The sequence below is a fragment of the Peribacillus sp. GL_122 genome, from assembly GCF_057835005.1.
This window is the reverse complement of record NZ_CM174415.1, coordinates 2707988-2733666: the sequence shown is the minus strand read 5'-3', so window position 1 is coordinate 2733666 and position 25679 is coordinate 2707988. Positions and strand designations below refer to the sequence as shown.

20 protein-coding genes, 2 pseudogenes and 1 riboswitch are annotated in these 25679 nt (G+C 40.3%); of the genes and pseudogenes, 2 read left to right on the top strand and 20 right to left on the bottom strand.

What is annotated here, in order from left to right; all coding sequences use genetic code 11:
* Positions 1-13: 13 nt before the first annotated feature.
* The 6 genes from AC3ISB_RS13155 to AC3ISB_RS13130 all read right to left on the bottom strand — a co-directional run bounded on the left by AC3ISB_RS13155 (position 14) and on the right by AC3ISB_RS13130 (position 7713).
* Positions 14-1900 (bottom strand): sigma-54-dependent Fis family transcriptional regulator, encoded by a 1887-nt coding sequence (locus AC3ISB_RS13155; RefSeq protein ID WP_489276714.1) that lies wholly within the window; start codon positions 1898-1900, stop codon positions 14-16.
* Positions 1901-2113: 213 nt separating this feature from the next.
* Positions 2114-2890, bottom strand: a complete 777-nt coding sequence (locus tag AC3ISB_RS13150) for an acetoin reductase (RefSeq protein WP_098372337.1) — start codon at positions 2888-2890, stop codon at positions 2114-2116.
* Between the two features lie 43 nt (positions 2891-2933).
* Complete coding sequence (gene lpdA / locus AC3ISB_RS13145) at positions 2934-4316, bottom strand: dihydrolipoyl dehydrogenase (RefSeq protein WP_489276712.1); 1383 nt, start codon at positions 4314-4316, stop codon at positions 2934-2936.
* Positions 4317-4333: 17 nt separating this feature from the next.
* The gene (locus AC3ISB_RS13140; protein WP_489276710.1) at positions 4334-5557 is read right to left on the bottom strand and encodes a dihydrolipoamide acetyltransferase family protein; all 1224 of its coding nucleotides are present in this window, start codon (positions 5555-5557) and stop codon (positions 4334-4336) included.
* A gap of 107 nt (positions 5558-5664) precedes the next feature.
* The gene (locus AC3ISB_RS13135) at positions 5665-6699 is read right to left on the bottom strand and encodes an alpha-ketoacid dehydrogenase subunit beta (RefSeq protein ID WP_489276708.1); all 1035 of its coding nucleotides are present in this window, start codon (positions 6697-6699) and stop codon (positions 5665-5667) included.
* A gap of 21 nt (positions 6700-6720) precedes the next feature.
* A complete protein-coding gene (locus AC3ISB_RS13130) occupies positions 6721-7713 on the bottom strand; it encodes a thiamine pyrophosphate-dependent dehydrogenase E1 component subunit alpha (protein ID WP_489276706.1) in 993 nt (330 codons plus the stop codon).
* A 198-nt stretch (positions 7714-7911) separates the two neighbouring features.
* Between AC3ISB_RS13130 and AC3ISB_RS13125 the strand changes: the two are divergent.
* Positions 7912-8197: pseudogene (locus tag AC3ISB_RS13125) on the top strand (transposase domain-containing protein); the annotation flags it as partial.
* Positions 8198-8284: 87 nt separating this feature from the next.
* Here AC3ISB_RS13125 and AC3ISB_RS13120 read toward each other — a convergent pair.
* The 8 genes and pseudogenes from AC3ISB_RS13120 to AC3ISB_RS13085 form a co-directional block, all read right to left on the bottom strand.
* Positions 8285-8449, bottom strand: coding sequence for a hypothetical protein (locus AC3ISB_RS13120; RefSeq protein ID WP_489276704.1), 165 nt, complete (start codon positions 8447-8449; stop codon positions 8285-8287).
* 411 nt (positions 8450-8860) lie between these two features.
* Positions 8861-9046 (bottom strand): MFS transporter, encoded by a 186-nt coding sequence (locus tag AC3ISB_RS13115; protein WP_489276919.1) that lies wholly within the window; start codon positions 9044-9046, stop codon positions 8861-8863.
* A gap of 359 nt (positions 9047-9405) precedes the next feature.
* Positions 9406-9602, bottom strand: a pseudogene (locus tag AC3ISB_RS13110) (IS110 family transposase); the annotation flags it as partial.
* Positions 9603-10321: 719 nt separating this feature from the next.
* A riboswitch (glycine riboswitch) is annotated at positions 10322-10423 on the bottom strand.
* 158 nt (positions 10424-10581) lie between these two features.
* Entirely contained in the window at positions 10582-11583 is a 1002-nt protein-coding gene (gene speB, locus AC3ISB_RS13105; RefSeq protein WP_141994874.1) for an agmatinase, read from the bottom strand.
* Positions 11584-11998: 415 nt separating this feature from the next.
* Positions 11999-13471, bottom strand: coding sequence for an aldehyde dehydrogenase family protein (locus AC3ISB_RS13100; protein WP_489276702.1), 1473 nt, complete (start codon positions 13469-13471; stop codon positions 11999-12001).
* A 188-nt stretch (positions 13472-13659) separates the two neighbouring features.
* Positions 13660-14838, bottom strand: coding sequence for an iron-containing alcohol dehydrogenase (locus AC3ISB_RS13095; protein WP_489276700.1), 1179 nt, complete (start codon positions 14836-14838; stop codon positions 13660-13662).
* 86 nt (positions 14839-14924) lie between these two features.
* A complete protein-coding gene (locus AC3ISB_RS13090) occupies positions 14925-16397 on the bottom strand; it encodes an aldehyde dehydrogenase family protein (RefSeq protein ID WP_489276699.1) in 1473 nt (490 codons plus the stop codon).
* Positions 16398-16534: 137 nt separating this feature from the next.
* On the bottom strand, positions 16535-17929 hold the full coding sequence (locus AC3ISB_RS13085) for an APC family permease (protein ID WP_201253574.1): 1395 nt from the start codon (positions 17927-17929) through the stop codon (positions 16535-16537).
* A gap of 151 nt (positions 17930-18080) precedes the next feature.
* On the opposite strand from AC3ISB_RS13085, the gene AC3ISB_RS13080 reads away from it, so the two are divergent.
* Positions 18081-18884, top strand: coding sequence for a MerR family transcriptional regulator (locus AC3ISB_RS13080; RefSeq protein ID WP_141994878.1), 804 nt, complete (start codon positions 18081-18083; stop codon positions 18882-18884).
* Between the two features lie 415 nt (positions 18885-19299).
* On the opposite strand, the gene sdaAA is transcribed toward AC3ISB_RS13080, so the two are convergent.
* From sdaAA to lipA, 6 genes are all read right to left on the bottom strand, one after another.
* Complete coding sequence (gene sdaAA / locus AC3ISB_RS13075; RefSeq protein WP_489276698.1) at positions 19300-20175, bottom strand: L-serine ammonia-lyase, iron-sulfur-dependent, subunit alpha; 876 nt, start codon at positions 20173-20175, stop codon at positions 19300-19302.
* Between the two features lie 40 nt (positions 20176-20215).
* Complete coding sequence (gene sdaAB, locus AC3ISB_RS13070; protein ID WP_489276696.1) at positions 20216-20878, bottom strand: L-serine ammonia-lyase, iron-sulfur-dependent subunit beta; 663 nt, start codon at positions 20876-20878, stop codon at positions 20216-20218.
* A 697-nt stretch (positions 20879-21575) separates the two neighbouring features.
* Complete coding sequence (gene purU, locus AC3ISB_RS13065; protein WP_098372273.1) at positions 21576-22445, bottom strand: formyltetrahydrofolate deformylase; 870 nt, start codon at positions 22443-22445, stop codon at positions 21576-21578.
* A gap of 318 nt (positions 22446-22763) precedes the next feature.
* Complete coding sequence (gene lpdA / locus AC3ISB_RS13060; protein ID WP_489276694.1) at positions 22764-24161, bottom strand: dihydrolipoyl dehydrogenase; 1398 nt, start codon at positions 24159-24161, stop codon at positions 22764-22766.
* Positions 24162-24274: 113 nt separating this feature from the next.
* Positions 24275-24586 carry an iron-sulfur cluster biosynthesis family protein gene (locus AC3ISB_RS13055; protein WP_430098229.1) on the bottom strand — a complete coding sequence of 104 codons (312 nt, stop codon included), beginning with the start codon at positions 24584-24586 and terminating at the stop codon, positions 24275-24277.
* A gap of 38 nt (positions 24587-24624) precedes the next feature.
* On the bottom strand, positions 24625-25503 hold the full coding sequence (gene lipA, locus AC3ISB_RS13050; RefSeq protein WP_489276692.1) for a lipoyl synthase: 879 nt from the start codon (positions 25501-25503) through the stop codon (positions 24625-24627).
* Positions 25504-25679: the final 176 nt, after the last annotated feature.

The following is a 25679-nucleotide window of genomic DNA, read 5'->3' as shown; positions in this document are numbered from 1 at the left end:
ACACACGCCATGTCTATATCCCATACTTATGAAGCCGCTTGTAAAATGTACTTCTGGGTATATCCATCAACTTTGCTGCAGCCGTTACATTTCCTCTTGATTTTTGTAATGCCTCTATCATTAAATCCCGTTGAATTTTTTCACGGATCGTCAGTTCATTTCCCTTGATGCCTTTTTTACCATGTTCATCCCATGAAGGGAAATCATCATGTCGGGTAACCGGCTGTGAATGCATGGAATTCAACACTTTAGCATAATCCAGAGGTCCTTCTGCAAGTAAGATGGTCAATCGCTGAAGTACATTCTGCAGTTCTCTAATATTGCCTGGCCAATTGTAATCATTTAAATGTATCAATAAATCTTCGGTTAATGGAATATTCCAATTATTCTTCGAACACAAGTAGTTGACTAGATAAGGAATGTCTTCAATTCTTTCCCTCAATGGAGGTACATGAATGGGGTAAACGTTCAACCGATAGTATAAATCCTTCCGAAAGGACCCTTCATTGACAAGCTCTTCAAGATTACGGTGTGTTGCAGTGATAATGCGAATATCCAATGAAATGCTTTTTGTGCCACCGATTGGAACGATTTTTCTTTCTTGAAGTACACGCAGTAAGGCAACTTGCATCGCTGAAGGGATTTCACCGATTTCATCGAGAAAAATGGTCCCTCCATTTGCCTGCTCGAACTTCCCTTTGTACCCTTGCCGTTTAGCCCCTGTAAAAGCACCATCAACATACCCGAATAATTCACTCTCCATTAAATCTTTAGGTATGGCTCCGCAATTTATCGTGACGAACGGTCCTTTTTTACGGAAGCCATTTTCATGAATGGCCATGGCAATAAGCTCTTTCCCGACCCCTGTTTCACCAGATATATACACATTGGCTTCTGTCGGTGCAACAAGCTTCACTTTGTGTAATGTGTTATGAAAGGATTCGCTAATCCCGCTTTCCCCTTTGAAGGCAAACCTTTCTGCAGGCATTGAAGCAGGGAAAAGCCTATTGGTTTCATGACCATGATTCTCTGATAAGAATAAACACTTACCTGAAATCCTATTATCCTCTTTGGATAGAAGCGGATTTTCCTTTACGATTCGATATCCATGATTTAATAGATCAGCCAATGCCATACCAATGGATTGAGGAATTTTTTTGCGAATCTGTTTACTGGCGGAGATTATCATTTCTTTATGATTACAGACGATAAAAGGCAAATCCGGATAGGTCTCTGCAAGTTCTATCGAGTGCTGGGTCAGTGCCAGCTCCTTTTTATAGGAACGCACTCCCATTTCCTGTTCGATCGTATACGCCAAATTGGCTACCATACCCAGCATGGAGGGATGGAAATAATCTACTGGACAAGATATATCCAAAACTCCCAATATCTTACCGTCTTCATTTAAAATGGGCATGGCAGAGCAACTCCATTTGTGGGAGGCAATTGAATAGTGCTCGGTACCTTGGATCATTACGGATTCACCCGTTTTCAAAGCTGTTCCAATTGCGTTCGTTCCGACCTCACCCTCCGTCCAGCATACGCCCTCCACAAAATTTATTTTACCTGCCTCCTCGAGGATTTTCTCGTTTCCGGAAAGTGAAAGGACATATCCATCCGGATCGACCAATAGAGCCATCATTCCAGATTCTTTTATCGATTGATTCATCCTAGTTAATTGGGGTGATGCCACTTCTAATAGGAAGGAGTTTTTTTCTCTTTGAATGTCCAATAATTCATTCGTCAAAATGTGTTTGCCTTTGTTAAGGTATGGGTTGACTTGTTCTTTTTTGCAGCGATGCCAGGATTCCATTATTCGCTTGTTCAGACGATTTGAATCGAGAACCCCTTCACTGACAAAGCGTTCCCATGTGCGTAGATAACAACTAGTGGATAGCATATAATCCTCCTCTAATCATTTGGTTTAAACCTTCATTTGAACAGTCAATCTAGAGGAAAAATACCATGGAGTATAAAATAAGATGTTAATCGAGGTCCATTTAATTATAGTAGATTATGTATTCGCTTACAATATATAGATTTAGTTTACACAAAAAGCATCATGTGATCATTCACACGATGCTTCTCCTTCTAACAATATAATTCGTTAGTTTTATGAAAATATAACCCCACCATCAATCATGATGGATTGCCCTGTCATATAATCCGAATCCGGTGAAGCAAGGTAAGATACGAATTTCGCAACATCCTCTGGGGTTTCAGAGCGTCCTAAGGTTATGGAATCTGTAAACTTTTTAAATGTTTCACCTTTAGCAAGATTCATATATTGGCCCATTTTTTCATCGATTAAATCCCACATTTGCGTCCCGACAATTCCTGGACAGTATGCATTCACCGTAATGCCAAACTGGGCCAATTCCTGTGCTGCCGCTTGTGTAATGCCTCTTACGGCAAATTTTGTGGCCGAGTATGTACCTAATAAACTAAAGCCTTTGTAACTGGCGATGCTGGCAGCACTTATAATTTTTCCGCCTTCTTGCTTTTTCATTTGTTCAGCAGCGGCTTGCAGGCAAAAGAGGACACCATTTACATTTATATTGAAAATCTGTTCCAGATCCTCTTGAGTTACCTCCAATAGAGGCTTTATTTGAGCAATTCCTGCATTTGAAACCATAACGTCAAGTTGTCCAAAACGTTCCACAACTTGATTCACCATATCGAATACTTCCCGTCTATTGCTTACATCCGCTTTAACGGCAAAGCTTTCACGTCCAATTTCCCTGATCTCATTCACGACCGATTCAGCCGTATCCATATTGACATCGTTAATGACCACATTCAATCCATCTTGAGCTAATCTTAATGCAATGGCACGTCCGATACCACGTCCGGCACCAGTGACTACCGCCGTCCTTTGACCGCTAGCCATACAAAAATCTCCCTTCTGTCAAAAAAAGCTTATTTATAATTTTTTATGAATGCACAGCTTGACCTACAACGTTCAAAAAAGCTTCATGTATGGATTCCGACAAGGTTGGATGTGCCGCTACAAAATCTCCCATCATATCTGCCGTTATTTCTGCATGCAGCATGACCGTACCTTGACCAATCAATTCTGTCGCATGTTGACCAACAATGGTAAAACCTAGAATTTCATTATATTGTGGGTTCACTAGGACTTTGACCTTTCCTACCGGTTTATTGGAAAGGATTGCTTTCCCATTTGCCGAAAAAGCGAATTCACCAACTTTAATTTCCCCATATTTTTTACGCGCTTCTTTTTCAGTCAAGCCTACACTTGCAATCTCCGGGGAGGTATAAATGCAGCGAGGGATTGCCCGGTAATTAACTTGTGCAAATTGACCACAGGCATTTAGAGCCGCAACTCGCCCTTCATGAAAAGCGACATGGGCAAGTTGTATGCCCCCTATCACATCACCACAAGCATATATAGATGGATTGCTTGTTTGCATTCGATCATCCACCGAGATGCCAAGTCGGGAAAAATCAATATCATTTCCCTCTAAGCCCATTTCGTTCACTCTTGGTTTTCTCCCTATTGATACGAGTACGTAATCTGCATGAAGTTCTTCAAATTCGCCATCGCTTTTCTCTAAAAATACCGTCTTACTGGCTGCATTGATGCTTTTGACAGATGTGGATGTATGGACCGTTACACCTTGGGTTTTCAATTCTCCATGCAGGATGCTCGTAATATCATCATCTTCCCCCGGAAGCAGCTTTGGCCCCATTTCGATAACGGTAACCTTGGTGCCCATCCTGCTATAAATACTGGCAAATTCACATCCGATGACGCCGCCTCCGACAATTAGCAGCGAATCGGGAATGGCAGGAAGTGACATGGCATGGCCACTGTGGATGATCCATTCACCATCAAACGGCGCAAAAGATAAAGGAATCGGTTCGGACCCCGTTGAAATGATGATCTTACTTGCTTCAATCTCTTCATTTTTATTTCCGTTCTCGATCCGAAGTCGATGGCTCGTCAGGATAGACGCTCTTCCCTGAATGACTTTTATTTTATTCTTATTCATTAAATATCGAATGCCGTTCACTAGTTTAGATATGACATCTCTCTTTCGTTCCTGTACGGTTTCCCAATCGACTTCAATCGAATTGGAGGGCAGACGAATTCCCATATGCCCGGCATTTTTCACCAAGTCATACGTATCGGCACTTTTCAATAATGACTTCGTTGGCATGCAGCCTTCGTTTAAACAGGTGCCCCCCAATGGCCCATCGACTACCAATATGACTTCCTTATCCTGCTGGGCAGCAGTGATTGCCGCTACATACCCAGCAGGACCGCCGCCTATAATAGCTATACGATTCAAGAGCTTTCCCTCCTTTTTTATAAAATCACGGTGATCGGCTCTTCTAAATACCGTTTTAGTGTTTGTAAAAAGGCAGCAGCGGGTGCCCCGTCGAGTACACGGTGATCAAAAGTTAAACTGAGTGGCAAGATCGTTCTCCTCTCCAATTCTTCGCCAATATAAAGCGGGGTATCATAAGCAGAGCCAATTCCCAGTATCCCCGTTTCCGGTGTATTGAGAATCGGTGTAAAATGCTCAACGCCATATGCCCCAAGGTTACTGATGGTAAAAGTGGACCCTTGCATGTCTTCAATAGGCAATTGACCGTTACGTGCACACCGGGCCAATTCCTTACCTTTATTCGATAACTGCCTTAGGGTACAATTTTCGGCATTTCTTATGACAGGAACAACGAGCCCCTTCTCCAAGGCCACCGCTAATCCAAGATGGATATGCTCATTCAAAATGATGTTATCTTCAATATAAGCACTATTCATTTTAGGATGCTCATTAAGTGAAAGCACGACAGCCTTGGCAACAAAGTCCGTTATAGTCAATTTAGTTGATTCCTGTTTTTGTAGCGTTTCAGTAGCCTTTTTTTGTAAAATGACTAAATCGGTGACGTCAACTTTCATCGTTAGAGTTAATTGGGCACTGCTTTGCAAGCTCTCTTTCATACGTTTTGCAATGATTTTCCTCATTCCGGTAACAGGGATCTGTTGCCGACTCTCTAAAGTAGGTTGGGGAGGAACTATTCTTTCTTCTGTTGTATTTACCGACATGGAATCCCTTTTTTCGATTACTTTCTGTACATCTTCTTTAGTGATTCTTCCTCCTGGCCCGGTGCCTTGAATCTTCTCAATGTCAAGATTCGCTGCCTGTGCCATTTTTCGTGCAACCGGGGTGATCATCAAACGATCTCCCATTGACAAAATGGGTGACTCTTTTATTTTCGGCTTTTCTTGTTCAGCAATTCTCGACTGAGTTTGTTCAGCAATATGATCATCTATCACTATTTCTTCATTCGGATTTCCGATATGACAGATAACGGTTCCTGGAGGTACTCCTTGTCCTTCTTGGACAGCTATATTCAGAATCGTACCTTCCGCCGGAGATTCAATATCCATTTCGATTTTCTCTGAATTGATGCTGGCTATTGCCTCACCTTTTTCGACTGGATCCCCAACAGCCTTACTCCACAAAGAAACGGTGCCTTCTTTCATTGCCATGCCTAGTTTCGGCATTACTACTTCGACCGCCATAACTTTTTTCTCCCTTCAGATTGGTTTCTGTGTCCAACTTTGGTTTTGTTGCTCCAACTTTTGCAGTTCTATTCGAAAAAGCTGGAGCATGCATCATATTGATTTATTTACACCCTAAGAATGGAAGGCTCCCCCAATAATTCTGAAACGACTTGTATCACTTTTTCTGATGTTGGAAGGTAAATATCTTCTAGCGGTGGAGAAAAAGGTACAGGTGTATGTGGTGCCGTAATCCTCTTAATTGGCGCATCGAGCGTGTCAAATCCCTTATCCGCCACCAGTGCGGCAATATCCGTTGCGACGCTGCATCTTGGGTTCGCTTCATCAATCACGATCAAACGATTTGTTTTTGCCACAGAATTGAGAATCGATTCTTCATCCAGTGGTGACAAGCTCCGAGGGTCGACAATCTCAACTTCAATGCCTTTAGCAGTAAGTGTTTCAGCAGCCTCCATCGCGGTGTGAACTTGTTTACCGATGGCAACGACCGTCAAATCCGAGCCTTTCCTTTTAATTTCAGCTTTGCCGATTGGGATTGTATAGTAGCCTTCCGGAACCTCTCCGACCATGTTGTATAGCGTTTTATCTTCAAAAAAGATGACAGGATCATTATCTTCTATTGCTGAAAGTAAGAGCCCTTTTGCGTCATAGGGGGATGAGGGAACAACTACCTTCAATCCAGGAATGCTAGTGAACAAGGCATAAAGGCTTTGTGAATGCTGTGCTGCAGCCCTGAACCCTGCACCATGCATCGTACGGATTGTCACGGGAACCTGTGCTTTTCCTCCAAACATATAGCGGAACTTCGCACCTTGATTCAATACTTCATCCAAACAGCTGCCAATGAAATCGTTGAACATTAGCTCAGCAATCGGTCGTAAGCCTGTCGAAGCGGCTGCCATGGCCGCACCCATATAACCGGCTTCCGCAATGGGAGTATCAAGGATTCTATCGCGGCCAAACTCTTGAACCAATCCTTTTGTGACACCTAAAACACCACCCCATGCTTCGTCATCCTGCAAATGATCAACCTCTGCGCCTCCGGCTACATCTTCTCCCATAAGGATGACATTTTCATCTTTTCTCATTGCCATGGCCATTGCTTCATTTATTGCCTGTGACATACTGATTTTTCTACTCATTTCAATTCCTCCTTTTATAACTTAATAGGATACATAAACATCTTTTAATAAATCGGAAGCCTCTGGATATGGGCTATCTTCACTGAACTTGACTGCTTGTTTAATAGATTCCTCAACGGCAATCTCAAGAGAAATCAGTTCTTTTTCCGCCAGCAGATTCTGTTTGAGTAAGTAATTCCTAAACAGGGAAATCGCATCTTTCTCTTGTTTATGCTCCTTTTTGTCTTGTTCTTTTTTATATTTCTGTGCATCTCCCTCGAAGTGTCCATAATTACGATAAGTAACGCATTCGATCAATGATGGACCTTCTCCCCTGCGAGCCCTCTGAACGGCTTCTTCGGCAGCCTTATACACATCCAATACATCTTTCCCATCGACTCGGACACCCGGGATATTGTAGCTAATCGCCCGATCGGCTATCGTTTTACAGCTTGAAGCATAATTGAATGGCGTGGCCTCCCCATACCCATTATTTTCTGCGATGAATATTACGGGTAGCTTCCAAATTGCCGCCAGATTTATACCTTCATGGAATGTCCCATGATTATTGGCACCATCACCAAAAAAACAAACACTAACATGATCGGTCTTTTTATATTTCGCAGTTAATGCTGCACCGCATGCGAGCGGAAAGCCTCCACCAACTATCCCGTTTGCACCTAACATCCCCTTATCCAAATCGGCAATATGCATTGAACCGCCTTTTCCCTTGCAAAGCCCTGTCACTTTCCCATAGATTTCAGCCATCATCCCGTTAAGGTCACATTCTTTTGCGATACAGTGGCCATGCCCCCTGTGAGTGCTTGTAATGCTGTCCTTTTCAGAAAGGTGAGCACATACTCCTACAGCTACCGCTTCTTCCCCAGCATACAAATGGACAAAACCTGGTAAAATCCCTTTTGCAAAAGATTCATGAACTTGGTCTTCGAATTTCCTGATCTCCAGCATTTTTTTGTACATCCAATAAGCCTTGTCCTGTGATAACTTTATTTCATTCGATTGAACCGTTTCCATTTTTCAGCCCCCAATCATTAATAATGAGTCAATCTTTATATTGATATTGCAAATGCCGTGCCAAGATGGGAGGTCGGTAAATTAGGATTTTATCTATTTTCAGTCGAAACAAAACGAGACAAAATGAGATTGTTGTCTCGTTTTGTCTCGTTTTTTTAAAATATACTATCACTCATTTGAGAATCTCTTTTCTTCGTTGGAAATACAATTGACTTTTATATATGTAAATCAAGGATAAACAAGAAGCCAAGCGCCTATTCAAGAAAGCCTTGGACTTTTCGTACGTGTCTAAGCCTAGCGTAATAAAAATAGATGAGAAACATGCTTACCCTGCCTGAAGGCATGCAGGTAAGGAAAGTTGGTTAAAGAGGAACAAGATCTTCTTTTTATTAAGAAGCGCGTGTCTTCTAAGTTGGAGTTCAAGTCATTTATAACAGTAACCTATATAATATGTGGTGCACCAGTACCAGTTCATATTATATAGATGGATTCAAGTGCAAGTTGTCCTTGAAATCACGAGTATTCTCCGCTGCTAATTGCCATTGGATCTTTGACGACGGAAAGACCTTTTTCAAATTAAGCCCACTGTAGCAATGATGGTCAAAACAGCGCAAATGATTAAATAAATGAAAGCTGATATAAAGGATCCGTTGAATGTTTCAATTAAATAGCCCATTACCATCGGTGCAAGGAATCCACCGATCATCCCACCAAGGTTAATTACCCCGATTGCCAATCCAATATTATTCTTTGAAAATACTTTATGCGAAATCGTTCACAAAGACTTAAACGTAATGACAAGGGTAACGGATGGTGCGTTGAATATTAAATACAGAAACAAAATGACCAAGATAGAACATAGAATAGCGAGATATTTTTCCTTTCCACTCAAGTAGGACTGACGAGTTTACCGCCTATTATAGTGCCGATCGCGCCAGTAAGTCCTGGAATGGAGGTAGCATACCCATGAACAGGAGGTCAAGGCCTCTTTCTCCTACTAGATAAGGAGGCATCCATGAAGTAAGTCCCAAAATAAGCGGACTCATCCCAAACCACATTATAGAAAACTGCCATACAATTGGAATCTTCACTAAATCTTTAAAAGATATTTTCTCTAATGTCTCTTTTTCCGGAACTGTCCGCCTGCCTATTTTCCGGCTTCAAGTAATACCATAACAAGGCTGCCACTAATGACAATAAATTGATTTTGCCAACCGATCCACACAAGTAATGGTGTGGCAATTAGCGGTGCTATTACGCCTCCAAGTGAATTGGATGACATCATTGTAGTCTGCGCACTAGGCCGCTCTTCCTTAGGAAAAACATCCGCAATCGCCTTGGAAATTGCTACAGGATACCCACCTTTTCATAGACCGAACATAAAGCGGTTGATAATCATGGACATTAGGGACCAAGCCATCCCTGTAAAAACGGTAAACAAAGACCAAAACAAAATAGCAACAACGGTTAGAACATGTTCTTGTTCGGAATACCGTCCAGCGATTACTGGTTATTGTACAGCTGGAATAAGTTATTGAGGCGAGGACATCGTAGGAAAAATGACAATTTAATTTGGTTTTCTCAGAGTGAAATCTCAACAATATTTTCAATCTGTGAAAAAGGGGGTTTTTACCGTAAAAGTTGGAGTTCATGCTCTATTGCCATTTTCCTTATCTTCACATATGCAGTAATTTCTAAAAAGGTTAGTAAAGAGACAACTGAATATAAGTTCCAAAAAACACGATACTTAGGGAAAACCTGATCAAGCACTGCTTGAAATTGAAGTTTCGTTTGTACATTTAACCTTATACATGTACATGTCTTCTAGTACGACTTCGAAGGATTATGAGTTGAATTCCTCGTTTTTTATTTGGCTCCAAGACTTCTTTAATTTACTACTCGCAGAGATGGGAAATTCTGAACATGATTAAGCCAAGTAAACCTACTGAAGCTCCCACAACTTTACATATCCCAGCTGTGATCCGTCACTTACAAGATAATGGAAACCGTACATAACTCCCAACCCTGCGATTGGTTTGGCCCCTCCCGGTTTACATGGTCAGCTTTACAAGACGAGAACGGCCGTTGAACCCGTCGATGCTAAATAAGAGTTCTTTCAACTAATAATTTCAGTTATCGAACAGGCGAAAAAGCTAAAGTACATTTCGAACTTAAGATGCTGTTTTATTTTATAAGCTCCGAAATTAGCAGTAGATCGCCCCAATCAAAAAATGCACAAAAATAAGGCTGTTATTCGTTTTTGAAATGAATGACTAAAATTCTATCACTCTAACGAGGGCACTACTTTTATGGAATTGATTCAATCATAATATAGATTGAGATGTGGGTATTATATAGGAATAGGTATAAATAGTAATGGTGTCCCATTTGAGATGTTTGATTATTTTCTGCAAACTCATTCCTATTCCCTCCTCTTTTTAGATAGCTGCTCCAGTCTAAATCTTGTCCCCTGTTTTTGCACGTAAAAAAAGGACAGAAAAGAGTAATGGTAACATTCCCTTCTCTGTCCTTTTATCTGAGAGTTTAACTCTCAGATAAAAAGAGTCTTCCCTTTTGTGGCGTTTTATAAACGCGCTCTCCAGAGTTGCGTCCCATTGTGGTTCTTTTGCCTGAGAGATTTGTTCCAAGATTTTTTATGGAAATTGCTCATTCGGTCACTGTCTACATTGCACTCTCTCACAATCTTCATCCTTTATTTTTGAACAACTATAGTTATTCTGAATAAACAATTATTTACATAAGTGTTTTTATGATATTGCCTCTATATTTTTACATATTCAGGAAACTAAAAAAGATAAAACGGAGGAAAATTACTTTATATCAGCAAACGCTTTCAAATTTAACAGACTAATGCTTCTTTATGAAGTTCTGCTCTTGATGATCGCTGATTGCATCCTGGTTTTTCTCTTTTTCTTTTAAAACATAACTAAGCAAGTCTAATGAGAGGCGCGCTGCCACTTGTCCAGTTATTCCCGTATGATCGTAAGGTGTAGCTACTTCTACCATATCAAAACCGATTACTTCTCCTCTTTTTGCAATTCCATGGAGTAATTCGTTGACTTCATCATAAAGCAGGCCTCCAGGAGAAGGTGTGCCTGTCGCAGGGGCGATTGATGGGTCGAGGCCATCAATGTCCATGGTAATATAATATTTTTCACCTGCTGGAATAAGTTCCAGAACTTGTTCAAATCCCATCTTTCTCATTTGGCGGGGAGACAAGATGACACTTCCGTATTCTCTGGCAGCATCGACATCTTCTTTTTTACTGCTGCTGATTCCACGAATGCCCAATTGAAAAATCTTTTGAACATGATTCATTTCAGATAAGCGGCGGATGCAGCTTCCATGTCCAACCCGCATTCCTGAACGGTGATCTGCCCAGTCTAAATGCGCATCAATCTGGATCACATGAAATGGCCCGAGTTCACCCAAGCCCTTTCCTACTGGAATTGTAATGGAATGATCTCCACCTAAAACAACCGGCATTGCACCTTTTGAAACGATTTTTCGAATGGCTTCTTCCGTATTATCATGGGATTGCATCATATCCCCATGTACCATGTCTACATCGCCGCAATCAACAACTTTCCATTTCGGGCCAAGATACGTGATATCATTTTCAATATCATAGGCTCCATCTAACCCGAAACTATATAATGTAGAGCCTTCACGAATTCCTCTTGGACCCATTCTTGCGCCTGACTTCCATTGTGTTCCCATATCATTTGGAACTCCAATGACAGCTACATCTGCATCTAGCTGATCTAGATCCGGACATACGGGATATTTCCCGAAAGTACAGATTCCGGTAAAAGGTAAATTAAGATGTTGTTTTTCATTATTCGACATGTACTTTGCCTCCCACTTGTATTACGTACTCGTTAATATATGCAAGCTTCATGCCAACCTATAAAACTAGGAGTCAATAATGACTACTAGGAACCAACATATTTTCTGATTACTCGATTTTTCTTAGTAAACGCCACTGAGAAAGAGCTCGGAGAATATAATTCATATACTATGCTGTCTTATTAGGTCTTAAAAAAGACAAATCTTGATGAACTGGTCTTTTACTCGTAAAATAATCAAGTAGGCTGACAGCTTTCTTTCTGTTAAAGCCCATCTTCAGAATTAATATTTGAAAATTATTAAATTTTAAAATATTGGCAAATTAAAAAAATGCATCCTCTATTATTAGTCAAAAATTTCTTCGATGTAAGCATTACTCACTCTCTTTTACTCATTTATCTCTACTTCTCCATTTTTAATGATCAAACCACTTGGTTGGCTCCACTTCTAAATTAATGTTGATTTGTTTTACCTCACTAAACTCATCTAAACCAAAAGTTCCTAACCCCCGGCCAATTCCGCTCTGCTTGTAGCCTCCCCACGGTGCTTCGTTGTAGGCTAGATTGTAGGCATTAATCCATGTAATTCCGGCTCTTATTTTCTTAATCACTCTTAATGCCTTCGCACCGTCTTGGGAAAATACACCTGCTGCGAGGCCGTATGGGGTATCATTCGCAAGCTGGATGGCTTCCGCTTCATCTTTAAACTTTTGCACAGTCAGTACCGGACCGAATATTTCTTCCTGTACAATTCTCATGTCAGGTTTAGTGTCAACAAATATCGTCGGCTCAACAAAATAACCATTTTCAAGCCCCACGCTTGTGATACGCTTGCCTCCGCAGGCTAGTTTCGCCCCTTCTTCTATACCTAGTTGAATATAGCTGAGCACCTCATTCATATGGTCTTCACTGACAAGCGCCCCCATTTCTGTAGACGGTTGATCGCCAGGGCCGACCCGGATTTTTTTCGCCTTCTCTACCAGTCTCTCGATAAACTTGTCATGAATGCTCTCTTCAAGCAGTAAACGAGATCCTGCATTACAAACTTGGCCGGAATTGACAAAAATTCCATATAAAGCATAATCCATGGCTGTCTCAAAGTCTGCGTCGGCAAAAACGATGTTAGGTGACTTTCCGCCTAATTCAAGTGCAATGTTTTTAATATTTCCAGCTGCTGTTTTCATGATGTTTCTGCCTGTTTCTGTGCTGCCAGTGAACGAAACCATATCGACTTTATCGCTTTCCGCTAGTTCATTTCCTACTGTTCCCCCGCCGCCCATAACTAGGTTGGCAACGCCATCCGGTATGCCGACTTCTTGGATAATCTCAAATAATTTAACAGTCGTAATCGGAGTGATCCCGGCTGGTTTAAACACAATCGTATTTCCTGCAGCAAGGGAAGGGGCAATTTTCCAGGCTCCTGTCAGTAAAGGGAAATTCCATGGAGCGATTAGTCCGCATACCCCTACCGGCTCCCGAACAACCATAGCCTGTACAGGACCGGAAACCGGGTATGTTTGTCCATCGGGTTTAGTGACTAAACCGGCATAATATCGAAAACAATCCACTGCATCCGCAATGTCAAATTCCGCTTCTCTAAGAGGTTTTCCGGTATTCGCTGTTTCAAGCTGGCTAAGCTCAGATGCACGTTCTTCAAGTGTCTCCGCTATTTTAAATAGGTAGGAAGCCCGTTCTGAAGCTGGCAGATCTGACCAAATCCCGGAATCAAATGCGGTTCTCGCCGCATCAATGGCCATTCGGGTATCTTCTGCATTTCCCTTGGGAGCCTCTGCAATGATCTTGCCGTTTGCCGGATTTACAATATTTTTCTTCTGTTTACTTAAAGAATCCATCCACTCACCGTTTATAAACATTTTCAACTTATGCAATTTGAAAAACCTCCAGTTCGTTATTCTTACTTTATAGCAATCTCATATCCATAAATAGCTAATTATGTACCCGCAGCAAGTGGGCATACGCATGTTTTCTGTAAACCATGGCGGCCGCCCAATTGACACTCCCATTAAGCCGACCGCCGATTCAAAAATTCTAGATCAACATTAATCTAGTTAAATTTTTAAATTAATGTTGTGTTTTTCGCCTCATAAGTCTTTTGGAATAATGCCAAATAATCTTCGCGTGTCACTTTTCTTGAATTCGTCTGTGTACATAAATGAACTGCTGCCCCTTCAGCAAGGAATGGGAAATCTTCAGGATTGACATTATTTAAATCTCGAAAATCAGGAATGCCAATTTTACGAGCAAGCTCTTTTAACAATACAACACCTTCATAGGCAGTTTCTTCAATTGTTTTACCTTCTTTATTTGCTCCAAGTTTTTCAGCTACAATTGCATGCTTTTCAGGGTTTGAAGGAATATTAAATTCAAAAACATGTGGAAGAAAGATAGAATTTGCTACCCCATGTGGAGTATCATATAGACCTCCAAGTGGTTCAGCCATAGCATGTACAGCACCAAGATCCGCGTGATTAAATGCCATACCTGCAATTAAACTGGCTACAAGCATATTTTTCCGTCCTTCTAAGTCGTTCCCATTTTCTACAGCTAACGGAAGGTACTTAGCAATTAATTCAATTGCATAAAGACTGAGAGCATCTGAAATCGGTTCAGCAATATTGCTGGTATAAGCCTCTATAGCATGTGTAAGTGCATCCATTCCGGTAGCAGCAGTAATAGATTTAGGCAGAGTTAGAGTTAATTCAGGATCCAAAATTGCTAGTTTCGGAGCCAGTCTAATGTCAAGTATAGCCTCTTTCTGTTTTGTAACTGTATCTGTAATGACAGAACCTGTTGTAACCTCACTTCCAGTACCTGAAGTTGTAGGAATACAAATAAGTGGAGTGATTTCTCTCTCTAGTAAATTAAAACCGTAACGATCTCTAAGCTCTCCTCCATGTGTTAAAAGTGTACCAATTGCTTTTGCTGTATCCATCGAACTTCCGCCGCCAAGACCTATCAAAAGATCTATTTCCTCGTCTTTAAATTGTTGATAGGCTCTATGGCAATCTACATCTTTTGGATTAGGAGTAATTTCATCAAAAACAATATAATTGACACCTTCTTGGTCTAACGAATCGGTAACCTTTTGTAAAATTCCAGTTTGCGCCAGTCCTTTATCGGTAATAAGAAGTGCCTTTTTTCCTCCTAGCTCTTTTGCTCTTTTCCCAATATTTTTAACTTTTCCGTTCCCGAACTCTATAGAGGTAGGAATATTGAAATTAAAATCCCAGATCATGATTAATTTCCCCTTTCAATTTTTCAAATATTGTAATAGTATAGTGACTCACACTCTTTTACTTTTTTATTTCTACTTATCCATTTTTAATGATCAAACCACTTGGTTGGCTCCACTTCTAAATTAATGTTGATTTGTTTTACCTCACTAAACTCATCCAAACCAAAAGTTCCTAACCCACGGCCAATTCCGCTCTGTTTGTAGCCTCCCCACGGTGCTTCATTATAGGCTAGATTATAAGCATTAATCCACGTAATTCCGGCTCTTATTTTCTTAGTCACTCTTAAAGCCTTCGCGCCGTCTTGTGAAAATACACCTGCTGCGAGGCCGTATGGAGTATCATTGGCAAGCTGGATGGCTTCCGCTTCATCTTTAAATTTTTGCACGGTAAGTACTGGCCCGAATATTTCTTCCTGAACAATTCTCATGTCCGGTTTGGTATCAACAAATATCGTCGGCTCAACAAAATAGCCCTTTTCAAGTCCATTGCTTGTGATACGCTTGCCGCCGCAGGCTAATGTCGCCCCTTCTTCTATGCCAAGTTGAATGTATTGGAGTACCTTATTCATTTGTGCTTCACTGACAAGAGCACCCATTTGTGTAGACGGATGATCACCAGGGCCGACCCGGATCTTTTTCGCTTTCTCTATCAGGCTATCGATAAACTTGTCGTGAATGCTCTCTTCCAGCAGCAAACGCGATCCTGCATTACAAATTTGGCCGGCGTTGACAAAAATACCATATAAAGCATAATCTAGAGCTGTCTCAAAGTCTGCGTCGGCAAAAACGATGTTTGGTGACTTGCCGCCTAATTCGAGTGCAATGTTTTTAATATTTCCAGCTGCTGCTTTCATGATGCTTCTGCCTGTCGATGTACTGCCAGTGAACGAAACCATATCAACTTTATCGCTTTCCGCTAGTTCATTTCCTACTGTTGCACCACCACCCATAACTAGATTTGCAACGCCATCTGGTATGCCAACTTCTTCGATAATCTCAAATAATTTAGTAGTTGTAATCGGAGTGACCTCGGATGTTTTAAATACAATCGTATTTCCTGCAGCAAGGGCAGGGGCTATTTTCCAAGCTCCAGTCAGTAAAGGAAAATTCCACGGAGCGATCAGTCCACATACCCCTACCGGCTCTCGAACAACCATGGCCTGTACAGGACCGGAAACAGGATACGTTTGGCCGTCCGGTTTTGTGACTAAGCCGGCATAATAACGAAAACAATCCGCTGCATCCGCAATGTCAAACTCTGCTTCTTTAAGAGGTTTTCCGGTATTGGCTGTTTCAAGTTGGCTAAGCTCAGATGCATGTTCTTCAATTTTCTCTGCTATTTTAAATAAATAGGAAGCCCGTTCCGAAGCCTGCAGGTCTGACCAAATCCCGGAATCAAATGCGGTTCGTGCCGCATCAATGGCCATCCGGGCATCTTCTGCATTTCCGTTGGGAGCCTCCGCAATGATCTTGCCGTTTGCGGGGTTAACAACATTACTCGTTTGTTTACTCAAAGAATCCATCCACTCACCGTTTATAAACTTTTTCAGCTTCAACAATTTGAAAAAACCTCCTGTTCGTTATTCTTACTTTAACAATCCCGCTTTAAAAATAGGTAACGCTTTCATTTTTCCTTATTTTCAAAATATTCACACCTCCTTTAGTTACATATACTTACTTCAGTGTAAAAAACGGATTAAAAGTCTTCTACCTTTTGGGAAAGAATTTTTTCATTCATATCTTCTACCTCTTGAGGAATGATCTCCTCATCAAAATGAAACTCAGGAAGAGGCTTGCGGAAAAAATTTGTCATATAAAGAAGATATGCTAAGCCACATATCACCCAAATGCCTCCAAGAATCAATGCCTCTATTTCTAAATGTGACCATAACCACATAGTAAATACTGCGCCAATGAACGGTAAAAATAAATACCTTATGCAATCGTTAAAAGATCGTTTCTGATTTTTTATAAAATAATGGGCGATGACAGATAGATTAACAGATGTAAAAGCAATGAGCCCTCCAAAATTGATAAACTTGATGACTTGCTCCAGAGTTAACACGACGCCTAGTAAAGAAATTATTCCTATCACGATAATACCGTGTGACGGTGTTTTAAATTTGGGATGAATATAACCAAATAGATTTTCAGGCAATACTGAATCCCGGCCCATTGCATATAACACACGTGATGCGCTTGTAATTGAAGCAACTCCTGAAGAAAAGTTACCAATAATTACCGCAGTAATAAATAATGATTTAAATAGGTTTCCTCCAACAAGTATAGCGATTTCCATGGCTGCTGAATCAGTGTTTTCAAATGAAAAACCCGGATAGACCAATTGTGCTAAGTAGGATGAGCCAATATACAAAACCCCTATTAATAGCAACATTATGATAATAGCTCTTGGGATGGTTTTTTCAGGATTGATTGTTTCCTCTGACAAGGTAGTAAGTGAGTCAAAACCAAGGAAACTAAAACAAAGAATTGAAGAGCCTGCTAAGATTACTGACAAGGGAACCTCTGAATTGAATAATGGTTTACTCGAGAAAAGAGTTCCTGTCCCAACTCCATCTAATAAATTTTTGACGGTTAATATCCAGAAAAAACAAACGAAAATGATTTGAGCAATAACGAAAATTTTACTTGCGGATGCTGATGTCTTTACCCCTAGTATGCTTGGTACAACTATGATAGTAGTTAAAAGAATAATCCACACATAATGTGGAATCCCTGGAAACACTGCACTTAAAAAGACAGTGGACATCAAACACGTCACCATAGGTGTTAAAATATAATCAAGCATAATTGTCCAACCTACAAGAAACCCAACTTCAGAATTAATAGACTTTTGAGTAAATGTATAAGCTGAACCTGAGATAGGATATGCTTTTGCCATCTTTCCGTAGCTGAGGGCTGTAAACAGTATCGCTAGAAATGCAATAATGTACGCACCCGTAATTACACCATGTGAGGTTACGGTAGCTATTCCATAGGTATTAAAAAATACCATGGGGTTATTCCAAGCAATCCCTAAAAAAACAACCTGTGACAAAGTAAGTGTTCTAGCAAGTTTCTTCCGTTTCATAATCAGCTCCCTCACATTTATAAAGAATACTCAGAAGATTTAAATTATTGTGTATTTTGATTATAAAGGTTGTTGTAACACAAAGGTCAACACCTGTATTATATTTTTTAAGGGGGCGATTAAACTGAAAGAAAAATTAACAATTGGTGAGATGGCAAAGTTACGAGGGATGACTGCGGAGACCTTGCGCCATTATGATCGGATTAACTTATTCAAGCCGCAATATATCGATTCACATTCGGGATACCGCTATTATTCTATTTTCCAGTACGAGGTTTTAGGAACCATCAAAGAATTACGGCAACTTGGAATGAGTACGGACGAAATAAAGGATTATTTCAATGAACGCAATTTTAGTAAGTCTTTGGACATTCTTAAAGCAAAGCACGCAGATCTTGTTTCAAAGCTGAACGAATTAACAGACTTGGAGGAAAATATCCGGGAAAAAATTGTATATTTGGATCACGTAGCAAGAGAAAAGGAACTTCAAACGGTTATGTTTCGTGAATTAGGACGCAGGAAGTTAATTACATTGAATGAAAAAATCAATACTAATTTGGAACTCTGTTATGGTGTTATAAGGCTAGAAAATATGCTTGCTGAGAAGACACCGATTCTGGCCAGTAACAGACTAGGCATTCTCATCCAGGAAGCGGATCTTAGAACTAAACGTTTTGAAGAACCATCAGTCATTTTCGTTGTGGCAAAAAGTAAAGAAAAAATACCAAAACAGTACCAACGGATCGTTCCGGCTGGGTTATTTGCGTGTATCCGATATAACGGAGAATTACTATGGAACCGAAGCGAAAGCTTGAGTAAAATATTTGATTATCTTGATGAAGGTGGTTATCAAATTACCGGCGATGCGCTGCAAATTATGCATGTTGATATTACGATCACAGATAAACCAAACGAGATTACCTTTGAAATTCAAGTTCCCGTTCAAAAGGTCTGACCTATTTTCGCAGGACAAATGTTTATGTGTATGGTTTAGACTAAAGATATAGGAGAAGTTTTGATATGGAAAAGAACTAGCTAATTGCTAGTTCTTTTTTCAGAAAGGATGCCAACGAAAAAAAATTAAATGGGAATCTTCACTCTTCGCGTTGTGAAATTTACATTTTATACTTATGTTTAACAGTAGTTATTTAATTATTTGCTTTAATATTTAATCCAAAAAAGATGTGTACCAAAAACGCTCCCATCTGGCTCCATACTACACAGGCAATTAAAAGACTCAGGCTTAACACGAAATAAGACTTTTTCTTCCACTTTATAATTTATCCTTTTTTAAGGATTGAATTTTTTGTTCCAATTTTTCAATTAAACTTTGTTGGACGTGATTTCATAACTGAGCTCAAGGTATAGGTTTATTTATATGAACCGAAAATTTCCTTTGCCAATCTACGCCCAGTAGGAGTCGCAGCCAGCCCGCCCTCTGCTGTTTCACGAAGTGCAACCGGCATGGTCAATCCTATTTTATACATGGCATCGATAACTTCGTCACATGGAATGCGGCTCGTAATGCCTGCAAGTGCCATATCAGCTGCCGTTATCGCATTGGATGCACCCATTGCGTTACGTTTCACGCAAGGAACTTCAACCAATCCAGCCACTGGATCACAAACCAGTCCAAGCATATTTTTCAATGTGATCGCCATCGCTTCTGCGGCTTGGCTCGGTGTACCGCCGGCCAGTTCTACTATCGCAGCCGCGGCCATTCCACTTGCCGAGCCCACTTCTGCTTGGCAGCCACCAGCCGCTCCAGAAATGGAAGCGTTGTTTGCGACCACGAAACCGAAGGCAGCGGAAGTGAAAAGAAATTCGATCATCTCTGCTCGGGTCGGGTTTAATTTTTCTTTCACGGCAAATAATGTACCGGGAACAACGCCTGCCGAACCGGCAGTCGGAGTGGCACAAATCATTCCCATTGCTGCATTCACTTCGTTCGTCGCAACAGCTTTACTGACGGCATCCAATAATAAATTGCCTGCAAGCGCCTTGCCCGACTTGATATAATTTTGCAAAAGAACGGCATCCCCGCCCGTTAGGCCTGTAACGGATTGCACACCTTTCAGACCTCTCTCCACCGCTTGTTCCATTACTGTCAAATTCCTGTCCATCTTTTCAATGATCTGTTCTCTCGACAGGCTTGAGAACTCCATTTCTTGTAAAATCATGATTTCCGAGATTTTTACATTTTTACTTTCAGCAAGTTCAACCAACTCTGCTACATTTCGGAACATGTTTTTACCTCCATATCTATGCCAACACTTTTACTGATTATCATTCAACCATCCTTATGACTTGCGACACGTTTTCCAATCCTTCAATTCCCTTCATGACATCGCTCTTGATTTTCTGATCGACTTCAATCACCATGAGGGCCATTTGACCTTTTTCTTTCCGTGAAACTTCCATATGTCCAATGTTAATTTCATGATTCGCCAATACTGTCGAAACGGAAGATATGATTCCAAACACATCGTTATGCACGACTAAAATGGCTGGGTTTTCACCCGACAATTTAAGCTTGAACGTATTCAATTCCGTTATTTCTATCGTTCCGCCGCCAATCGAGATCCCAACAAGTTCCAATTCTTTATCTTCGTCGAACAGTCTGATCTTGACTGTATTAGGATGATCCATCACAGTATCCTCGATTGTAAAGGTAACTTCCATGCCGGCTTCTTCCGCTATCGTTAAAGAGGCAGGGATTCGTTCATCATCCGTATCGAAATCCAATATCCCGCCTACCACAGCGACATCTGTACCGTGTCCCCTGAATGTTTTTGCAAAAGAACCATATAAAGAAATAATGGCTTTCTTCGGTTGCTTTCCGAATAATGTCCGTGCTACTCTGCCAATTCTGGCAGCTCCTGCTGTATGTGAGCTTGAAGGTCCAATCATGACGGGACCGATTATATCGAATGCAGATCTGTATTTCATCGTGATATGCCCCTTTTCTGGGAAAAGATTTGTTTAACCGTCTTCATTATGCCGCTTTTTGTTCTTCTTTCGCCCTTATTCGTGAAAGAGCCTAATCTTTTAATTTTGAACACGATTAAGCCAAGGAAACCTACCGAATCTCTCACAACTTGCACATAACTCAGCTGTGATAAGTCACCTTTACAGGATCATTGAAATCGTACAAAACTCCATACACTGCGATTGGTGTGGCCGTCCCGGTTACATTACGGGTCAGAAGCAGGGAAAAAGCTTTACAAGACGAGAACGGCCGTTGAGTGCGTCAATGCTTAAAAAAGAGTTTATTCAACTAATAATAATTTCAGTTATCGAACAGGCGAAAAAGGTAAAGTACATTTCGAACTTACAATGCTTGTTTATATTTATAATCCTCCGAAATTAGCAGTGAATCGGCTCAATCAACAAATGTACAAAATGAATCAAGCTGTTATTCGTTTAGGTAAACGAAGGCAAACCCTTTTATGGAATTAATTCAATTATAATAGAGATTGAAATGTGGCATTAATATAGGAATAAATAGTAATGATGTCCCTTTTGAGATATGACAAAATACTCATAAGGTCGAGGATTTTGTCTGCTCTAATAGAATTAGTAGAGAAAAATCTCTAAAAATAGTGTAAAGTTTATCTCCTATCTTTGAAGCATCATAATATTGTATTCACTCAAACACGATTGTTTTATTACCATGAATAATAACTCTATCTTCAATATGCCAAGAAACAGCTTGGGCAAGAACCTGTCTTTCCACATGACTTCCGGTAACCTTTAATTCTTCGATTGTATGTCTATGATTAACCCGCTTTACATCTTGCTGAATAATGGGTCCTTCATCAAGATCATTCGTAACATAATGAGCAGTTGCCCCAATTAACTTTACACCACGGTTATAGGCCCTCGCATAAGGGTTTGCACCGACAAACGCCGGTAAGAAAGAATGATGAATGTTAATAATTTGATTTGGGAACTCCGATACAAAGGTTGGGGAAAGAATTTGCATATATCTAGCCAAGGCAATAAAGTCTACTTTCCCTTTCAATAGATCTATTGCTTTCTGTTCTGCTTGTTGCTTCGTTTCATGAGCTAAAGGAATATGATAATAAGGTATGCCATAACTTTCTACTATTTTTTTTAAATCAGGATGATTACTGATCACCATCGGAATTTCCACTGGAAGTTCATTCGATTTCCAACGCCATATAAGCTCCATAAGACAGTGATCCATTTTGGATACAAAGATGGCCATTCGTTTTCTTTTATTATTGCCGCTTAAGCTCCATTCCATCGCATAAGCCTGGGCCAGCACATGTAAGTCCTCTTCAAGTTTTGCATAGGAAGCATCAAAGTCGTTTAAATCAAATTCGATTCTCATAAAAAACATACCAGCTTGTGGATCCGTCGTATGTTGGTCAAAATGAACAACATTTGCTCTGTTTTCTAATAAAAGGTTAGATACGGCCGAGATAATACCTGGTTTCTCTGGACAAGATATTAATAATTTAGCACGATTAACATTCACTACTTGATACAATGGACTCTCACCATCCTTTAAATTTGTAATAAAAATATGTAAAAACTTTCGAATTCAGAATGATGGCTAAACTCAACCGCTATAGGTGTCCGAACAATACCGTTACTACAATTTCATTTCTAGCAATCTTGAACTACGGTGAGGGAGGGCGATGGACCTTAAAATTTTTTTACTGACTGACGCTTTTCCTTCCATGATTTCACATCACCAGTTTTTATAGTGATACTACTTGATACCTTGCTTCTCCCACCTATCAAATGGTTCGCCTTCCCCCATGAAGGAAGAAGTATTCAACTCTTCTTTTACTATCCTTTATATCTATGAGTGTATTTCCTTACCATATACAGCTAGGGCAGCTTCCCCAATTGCTTCCGCTAATGTAGGGTGAGGGTGTATCGTATGCGCAATATCCATAGCTGTTGCATTTAATACTCGTGCAAGACCAGCTTCCGAAATCATATCGGTTACATGTGGCCCAACCATATGCGCTCCTAACAACTTACTAGATTCTTCTTCAACAACGAGTTTGACAAAACCGTCTGATTCACCAAAAACAAGAGCCTTTCCAATCGCACGGAAGGAGAACTTCCCTGTTTTTACTTGATACCCTTTCTCCTTCGCATCTTCTTCTGTTAACCCAACACTAGCTACCTCCGGGTTACTATATATGCATTTGGAAACAAGAGATTGATCAAGTGGCACTGGTTTTTCTCCTGCCATATGTTCAATGGCGATGATCCCTTCATGTGAAGCAACATGGGCAAGCTGTAATCCTCCAATCACATCTCCAATTGCATAAATGCTAGGCTCATTCGTTTGATAAAACTCATTTGTTTGAATCACACGTTCGACTTCAACTTTGGTATTTTCAAGGTGAATGCCTTCTATGTTTGCTAATCTTCCGACAGATACTAATAATTTTTCTGCTGAAAATGACGTGTCTTTTCCTTTATATTCCGCCTTTATAGAGACACCGTCACCTTTTTCTAACGATTCTGGAAGCACCTTTGCCCCTGTTACGATTTTCACACCTTTTTTCTTCATTAGTCGCTGTACTTCCTTTGAAATATCTTTATCTTCCGTCGGTAAAATGCGCTCGGCATACTCAATCACAGTCACTTCTAATCCAAAGTCAATAAGCATCGAAGCCCATTCTATTCCAATAACACCGCCGCCGACAATAATGATGGAATTTGGGAGCTCTTTCATTTGTAGCGCTTCATCCGATGTCATCACATATTCGCCATCTGCTTCTAGGCCGGGTAATGTCCTTGGACGAGATCCTGTAGCTATTAAAATATTTCGAGAGCTTAATATTGTTTCCCGTTCATCATTATTAAATCTCACTAAAACATCTCTTGACTGTAAAATACTCCCTTTCCCTTCAAACACATCTATTTTCCCTTTTTTCATTAAATGTTGTACACCTTTAAATAAGCGTTCAGTAATTTCTTCTTTCCTGGCCTGTACTTTTGAGAAGTCCAGTCCAACTTCCGGTGCAATAACACCATATTTATCTGCATTTTTTGCATTCGAATATATCTCTGCACTTCTTAATAATGCTTTACTTGGAATACAACCTGCATGAAGGCATGTTCCACCAAGTTTACCTTGTTCAACTACCGCCGTTTTTAATCCTAATTGAGACGCACGAATGGCCGCAACATATCCACCGGTGCCCCCACCGATGATAACAACGTCATATTTTTGATTCACCTAATACTACCCCCTTTTGTTTTCATAACCATAGAGATATATCGATAGTCTAAGATAACAACTAACTTATTAAACACGATCTATTCTATTAATAGGTAAACGATCATGATACTTTAAATTATTTCAATGGCACATGCATTGGATGCAAAGCTTTCTCCAACAATAAAGCCACTATCTTCTATATAATCAATTTGTGTTTCTTCATCTAAATAACGTTTTGTAAAATGATCTAATCTAAGCTGAACTCCCTCATATTCAATAATTACATCGTTTCTGCGGGGCTCGTCCAATAAGAGGGAGAACTTCACCGACACCCCGCAGCCGCCGGCAATATCAGCGTCAATGCGAGGAACTTGCGCACCCTTACATGTCATTTCCTGCAGTTTATTCATAGCTGCCTCTGTTATCTTTATTTTGACTATCATCTGATTCTCCCCTTTCTTAATGGATTATTGAAAAATGATTACGCATTAGCCTTAGTTGCACGGACTTGTTCATCTGCATGATAGGAGGAGCGAACAAGCGGACCGGCTTCGCAATGACTAAACCCTTTTGACATGGCAATGTTTTTCAGTTCTTCAAACTCTTCTGGACTCCAATATTTTTCGACCTTCAAATGTCGTTTAGTCGGCTGCAAATATTGACCAATAGTCATGATGTCTACATCGTTAGCACGAAGATCATCCATTGTTTCCATAATTTCTTCTTTTGTTTCTCCTAGACCAATCATAATGCTTGATTTCGTAGGGATAGTGGAATTCATTTGCTTTGCCCGCCTTAAAAACTCTAATGAACGTTCGTATGTTGCACGTGCACGAACTTTTTGGGATAAGCGTTTTACTGTTTCAATGTTGTGATTCAAAATGTCTGGCCTTGTATCCATTAATGTTTTTAAGCTGTCATATTCCCCATTCAGATCTGAGGGGAGAACTTCAATGCTGCAAAATGGATTTTGCCGCCTCACTGCCTTTACAGTTTCTGCAAATACCTTTGCTCCGCCGTCTTTTAAATCATCACGAGCAACAGCGGTAATCACCACATGTTTTAGGTTCATTTGCTTTACTGATTCTGCGACACGTTCGGGCTCTTCCCAATCAAGTTCTGATGGTAGCCCTGTTTGAACTGCACAGAACCTGCAAGCTCGGGTACAAACACTTCCTAAAATCATGAAAGTTGCCGTTTTTCGTACCGCCCAGCATTCATGAATATTAGGACATCTTGCTTCTTCACAAACAGTATGAAGTTTTTTTTCACGCATCATTTTCTTTAAGCCTGTATATTGTTCATTCGTATTTAATTTAATTTTAAGCCATTCTGGTTTACGAAGATTACTGATGGACATTTTATTTCTCACTCCTATGAGCAGATGTAATTTTAGCTTTAAAGAGGTTGTTCAATAGTCCTATAAAAAGACTGATTGAGTTTCTCCGCTCCTCTGACTTTTTGGTTCTCAAGGCTATTTCTCCTTGCACTTCTTGGCTCTTTTTGTCATCCTTTTTACACGCGCTTATATGAAAC